Source organism: Microseira wollei NIES-4236 (assembly GCF_020521235.1).
In the GTDB taxonomy this organism is placed as follows: domain Bacteria; phylum Cyanobacteriota; class Cyanobacteriia; order Cyanobacteriales; family Aerosakkonemataceae; genus Microseira; species Microseira wollei.
On the sequence record NZ_BLAY01000322.1, the window covers coordinates 1 to 5,961 of the forward strand.

General features: G+C 48.3%; 3 protein-coding genes. All 3 read right to left on the bottom strand.

Annotated features, from left to right (window positions below; genetic code table 11):
- Nucleotides 1–663 precede the first annotated feature (663 nt).
- The 3 genes from MiSe_RS47250 to hetZ all read right to left on the bottom strand — a co-directional run bounded on the left by MiSe_RS47250 (nucleotide 664) and on the right by hetZ (nucleotide 5,355).
- Nucleotides 664–3,027: a transglutaminaseTgpA domain-containing protein gene (locus MiSe_RS47250; RefSeq protein ID WP_226594041.1), complete on the bottom strand. Its 2,364-nt coding sequence runs from the start codon at nucleotides 3,025–3,027 to the stop codon at nucleotides 664–666.
- A gap of 149 nt (nucleotides 3,028–3,176) precedes the next feature.
- Entirely contained in the window at nucleotides 3,177–4,220 is a 1,044-nt protein-coding gene (locus MiSe_RS47255) for a hypothetical protein (protein WP_226594044.1), read from the bottom strand.
- Nucleotides 4,213–5,355, bottom strand: coding sequence for a heterocyst differentiation protein HetZ (gene hetZ / locus MiSe_RS47260; protein WP_226594046.1), 1,143 nt, complete (start codon nucleotides 5,353–5,355; stop codon nucleotides 4,213–4,215). The genes MiSe_RS47255 and hetZ overlap by 8 nt, the downstream gene beginning before the upstream one ends.
- Nucleotides 5,356–5,961: the final 606 nt, after the last annotated feature.

A 5,961-nucleotide genomic window follows, 5' to 3' on the forward strand; every position in this document is an offset into this window, starting at 1 on the left:
ACACAGTATAGGTACTTGTGTTCGCTTCGTTTATAGGAGATTGGCAGTTCTTCCGAAGTGCCCAATCTCTTGTTCAGCTACGCTTCACATCGTTCAAGGGCACAATTCATCACTGAAGAAGGCTCTCCCACGCGACGCTCACCTGAGTACAGGTAGAGCGCGGGGCTTCCCGCCGAATAGCTAAAGAAGCAAAAGGCTATGTGGGTAGATTCAACATCGGACTTCAGATGGCTTGAAATATCAAATCATACCAAATCCGCTTCCATTACCCCCCTTTTTTAACCGCGTTAGCGAACGCGAGTGCGTGCGCGTCAGCGCTCAGCGATTCGCGATAGCGAATTAGACACGATAGACGCGCAGCGGCTTCCCGCAGGGTAGGACACAAAGAAGAAGAAGGATTTGGGATCAAATCGTCACTTCGGCGTCGCCGGAATCGATATCACTCGCTTTTTGCTTGCTACTCCTTTCCCGCTAGAAGACTATCTATTTCAGGACTTACGCTCATATTCCCGGTTTCTACGAAAAATCCTTGGGAAAGGAAACGAGAGATCAAGGTCGAAACCGGGTTTCTGGCAACGCCCTGGCGTAAGTCCTGTATTTCTTCCTTCTTGTCCTACTCTTCGACAAGACGCTACCCTTGTCTATCGCGTCTTCGTGGTTCATTCAATCAAAATTCTTCTTGCTCGCAGCGAGTATCTGCTTTTTCAGGTCTTGCAACCGTCGCCGCAATTGCTCTATGTTCGGAGACTCTCCCCCATAACGCCAGCGAACATAAGCTTGGGAAATTTCATCAATCCCATCGCCCCATTCTCTGTCATGGTGTTGGCGCGAAGTTCTCGCGTACTCTAACGGCGTTTGAGACGGATGTTTCCTATACCCTTTTACTGCCAAAATGTCAAGCATTTGCCGATAAATACTTTCCATCGGCGGTAGCTTTTCTAACCCGCGTCGGTAGTGCCAGACACGCCATCTGTCCCAAGCGAACCAGAAGCAGAAAGCGAGGGCGATCGCCATCGCCAACCCGGTAAATAAACCGATCCAACCTTGAGCAAACAGTGCCAAAAACCAAGCGATCGCTCCAATTATCCAAGTAATAGCACCACCCAATACATGGGAAAGAAAATTAGAAACTGGGGAGGGTAACCATCCAGCAACCCACTGCCAAAACTGTTTTAAGACGCTAAAAGTCTGGTCTTCTTCAACGGAAGGGGGAAACAACGGATGACCCGGAATTGGATCGAAAGCAAACCAACCGTATTTGGGGAAATAAACCTCGGTTATCAAATAGGCATCGGTGTTGCGGACGACATAAAACCCGGTAAACGGATTAAATTCTCCCGACCCAAAACCGCCTACCAACCGCGCTGGAATGCCAATTGAGCGCAGCATAATAGTTAGAACGGTAGAAAAATGATCGGGATATCCGCCGGTAATTTTTTCACCGGGAGGACTGTTTTTATAACCGAATAGAAAAGCTGCCACCAAGTCTTCGCCTTCGGCTAAAAATGGCGGGTCTTTCTGAAGTTTGTAATTGGGATGTTGCTTGAGGTATTGCGTCAGGTACAAGGCTTTTTCGTAAGCTGAAGTCAGGGGTTTGCTATCCTTAGCCACTTTATTTTTGTTGGCGAGGATTTCTTCGGTGAGTTTCCGGACTTTTTCCTGAATTTGGGGAGGAACTTGCAAATAGTATTGCTGGATAGTTTTGGGATACTTGGTGGAAGCTTTACCTAAACGAGTGCGATTGCGGAAAGGAACTTGCGAGACAACCGAATAAGTTACACCTGCTGGCAAACCAACTTGCGGCGGACTTCGCAAACCACCTTCAGTATCGACTGCCACTTGCTGGGTGGGAAAGTAAAGTTCTTCCGCCTGTGCCATCGCCGGAATTAAGTTAGGCAAATCGGAGACAATTGTGTAGGACTGAATTACCTCTTTGGTGCGATTAGCCGTTGGCAGAATGGGGATATAAAACCGATAAGACCACCAGGGACGGTCAACCTTAAAAGTTTTGTCATTGCGAGAAACTTCCCAACCCTGTCCGGTGTAGCGATCGAACCCCAATACGCGCCAAAATCCCTCAGCTTGGGAACGTACCCGCATGACGACCGCTGGTGAGAGTTGTCCGCGCAGGTTCTGGTTAATTTTGGTATTGAAACCGTAGTAAAAAGTCGGGTCAAGTTCCCCAGGGCCATCTTCTACATTGCGTCCGCCGCTACCAGTTCCCCCTTGTTGGTTTTGATTGTTTCTGCCGCGATTGCGATAGCCTGGATTAACAACATTGCGACCGTCAAACGACCCAGTAAACTCGATGGGAGAACTAATGGGAAAGGTTCGTAATTGATAACCGGGTAAGCGGGGGAGAAAAGCAAAAATTGTTAATCCCAAGGCGACGATGACGATGAAATTAACAATTAAAAATTTAAAATTAAAAAGGGGAGAATCTTTGGTTTTTAAGTTTTGATTTTTAATTTTTAAAGGTTTGAGTCCCAGGCGGGAACGGTAGTCCAGCACCAAAACTGGGAGAGCGAGGGCTAAAAACACCAGCAACAACGGCGCAAAAGCCATTGTCTGACTCACGGTAGCCGCCACCCCCAACAAAATCAACCCGATGGCGATGGAATAACCCAAATCTTTGCGGCGGGGGAGGTCGAAACTGTGCAGCACTTGCAGGTGAATTAACAATCCAGCTAAAACCAACCGGGTATCGTTAAATTCCTCCCTCAGACGCCAAAGGAAATAAGCCAACGCGGCTAACATTCCCAGGGCGATGCCAAACTTAGTTGGGATATTGCGCTCGCGCCGCCGATACCAACTCCAAACCGCACCTACAATACTCAGCGGCACCGCCCAAACGCTGACACTTTCCCCCGTACCAAAGGTTTCTCCCGCTACATCGGTCGCCACAATTCCGACGATGACCAGCGCCTGCACCAATACCCGCAATAAAAGCGAGTTTTCTGGTTCTGGCTGCGGCATCGCGGCTAAGCGCTGCCGAATTTGGCCTAAAATCGCGATGCTTTTTGCCATTTGGGTAATGGGTAATTGCTAATTGCTAATTGCTAATGGGTAATTGGTTCTTTCCCATTACCCAATTGTAAAATGGCTATTTTGCTAATGGGTAATTGCTTCTTTGCCATTACCGATTACCGATTACTGATTACCGATTACCAAAATGGCTAGCTTGTAGGACAAATGCCGAAAATCAGAGGATTCTGATTCAGGTGGGGACAGAGAACTTCTAACGGGTAAGTTTGGTTGAGTTCGAGTTGGGATAATTCGACGCTGATTTGACCCGCATCGGGGCGAGATGCGATGGCGCAAGCTTGACCTACCTGTAACTTCAAGCTACCACCGCAGGGAAAGCGCCCCTGCACGCGCAAACAAGCAAACAAGCGCCGCTCTACTTGATATTCTGCCCTCAGCACTAACTCGCCCACACCAGTCAGCCATTCTCGCTCTAGGATCGGCTGATGGGGCGACAAGGTTAAAGTCAGAGATCCGATCATCTGTCGAGCCGCGATTAATAACAGTACCATCTGCTCGGTAGGAGTGGCGGCTTCGTAACTGCTGGGAAAGTTAGCTGGGACTTGGGACTGTTCCACAACCAAACTGTCGCAAGACGAAGATGCCAGCACGACGGAGGCAAACTGGTGCAGGATCTGGGACTGACCGGGAAATAATCCCTCCACTGCACGCACTAACTTGATCGGCGAGGCAATGGAAGATTGCACGACTGCCTGACAGCACTCTAGCAGTTGGGCGAAAATATCTGGCGGGATGGGAACTGGCAGGCGTAACCTTTGTAGGTGAGTTGTCCAAAATTGGTTGGGAGGCAAAGATTCTGGTTCGGCGTAGTCTGGTTCTGCGTCAGAAATTTCTGTCTCCCAGGGAAACAGGGGTGGATTGTCTTGCAGTTCCTTTTGTAATCGACGCTTTAGCAGCGCTTGAAAACGGTCTTGCAATGTAAAATTGTCCTTGCCGCTTTGAGATTGAGGATAAACAGCTGATTCACCGGGACTAGCAACAGTGGCGTTCAAAATTTCTGACTCCAGTTCGTCGAACTCATCTATTTCCCAGTCTTGTATTTCATCGCTCTCGCCAAAGGTTAGGAACCGAGAACCCTCCCCACTTGCACGTTTGCAGGATGGTTCGGGAGCCTTATCCTTTTGTAATAGCCAGACGAGAAATCGTTCGGGGAAATCTTCTGTATCTCTATTCATGGGTCGATGCACCTGATCCGGATTCTGAAGAATTGCGAAGCACCCAGGCTGTTTCTAGCAGCTTAAACCACTGCTTGTGAACCTGGCTGACTTTCCAACCCAGGGACTTAGCGATTGCTTTATCGTCTAATCCCCTTTGTTTCATCTGTAGCAAACCCAGTTGCTCCTGACTCAATTGAGCCTGAAACCCTTGCCATTGCTGGGGCGTCAACCCGAGGTTGCGCTCTAAATCTGCTCCCAACCACTCGTGAACCAATTCCCACCCGTGCAACAGCGCGAATCGCATCAAATGGTACTTAAACCGCTGTTGCAAATAATCTCGCTGACGCGGGGTTAAATCGAGAATCTGCTCAATTTCATCGGCACAAAGGTTTTGCAAGCGGAGGATAAAGTAATCGGCACAATCTCGTTGCTGGCGCTGCTCTAAGTATGCTATCAACTCGCGAATCACAGACTGGCGCAGCATCATATCCGCGTTATCTGGATCTGTTGCCACCATCATCTCTCGTACCCGCGCCAGCAATCTTTCATCCCAGGTAGTTTCTGATTCCGACGACCGACTTTCTGCGGCTTGTTCCAAATCCACCGACATTTCCCTGGGGTGCTGTTGCACAAAGGTTTGCACCCGCAGGACAATCAGTTGCTGAGTTTTTTGACTCGATAAGTGAACCCGTCGCTTCGCGTAACGTTCTGTAAACGCTAAGTATTCAGCCAACTCCAAAAGCGTGTGGGGACGATAAGTGGCACCCAGGAGCGCTTCTTTACGAAATAGTTTGAGCGCTTCCAGATAAAATCCCTGAAGAAAATCTTCTATCAACGTCAACCGCGCTTGATAGCTCAACCCTATGCCTGCGGGACTCATGTAGCGGTAAATAATTGCACTCAAGGTACTATGTAATTCTACTCGTCCGGCAGCCGACCCCAGTCTGTAATAGTTAAGACACTGCTGGAGGCGATGGCTCGCCATTCGATTCGCCCAAGCTGCCAAATCGCCGGACGCTTGTATGTGTCTGCTTTCATTGCAGACGCGGACAATTTCTGCTGTTAAACGGAAAGCGACATCCCGGCAATTTTGCTTGGCAGCACGGGTTGACTGCTGGAGTTCGTTAAACAGCAGTTGGAATATAGCTTCCACTCGCTGCTCATTTCTCTTAGGTTAACGACTGGTTAGCTTGGTTTAAGCTTACCGATTTAAAGGCGAAGCATTATCTAAATTCGTAGTAGCGCTGTCTTCGCCACTATCAGCCAATGTTCCGCTGCTTATTTCTTCACCCGTTGCACGCTTGATCCGGATATTTAACCAAAAAAGAAGAGCAAACAGCGAGGTAACTTTTATTTAACGAACCGCCATAGAGGCGCAGCAGCACCAGAACCAGCCTGAAAATAAATTTCAGGCTGCAGGGGCACGGCATTATACAATCTTTGGCTAGAAATCAAAACTTATCTAGGCCGTGCTACTACAAAACCTGTTAAAGGTTGAAAATCAGGGGCACGGCATTATACAATCTTTGGCTAGAAATCAAAACTTATCTAGGCCGTGCTACTACAAAACCTGTTAAAGGTTGAAAATCAGGGGCACGGCATTATACAATCTTTGGCTAGAAATCCAAACTGATCTAGGCCGTGCTACTACAAAACCTGTTAAAGGTTGAAAATCAGGGGCACGGCATTATACAATCTTTGGCTAGAAATCAAAACTTATCTAGGCCGTGCTACTACAAAACCTGTTAAAGGTTGAAAA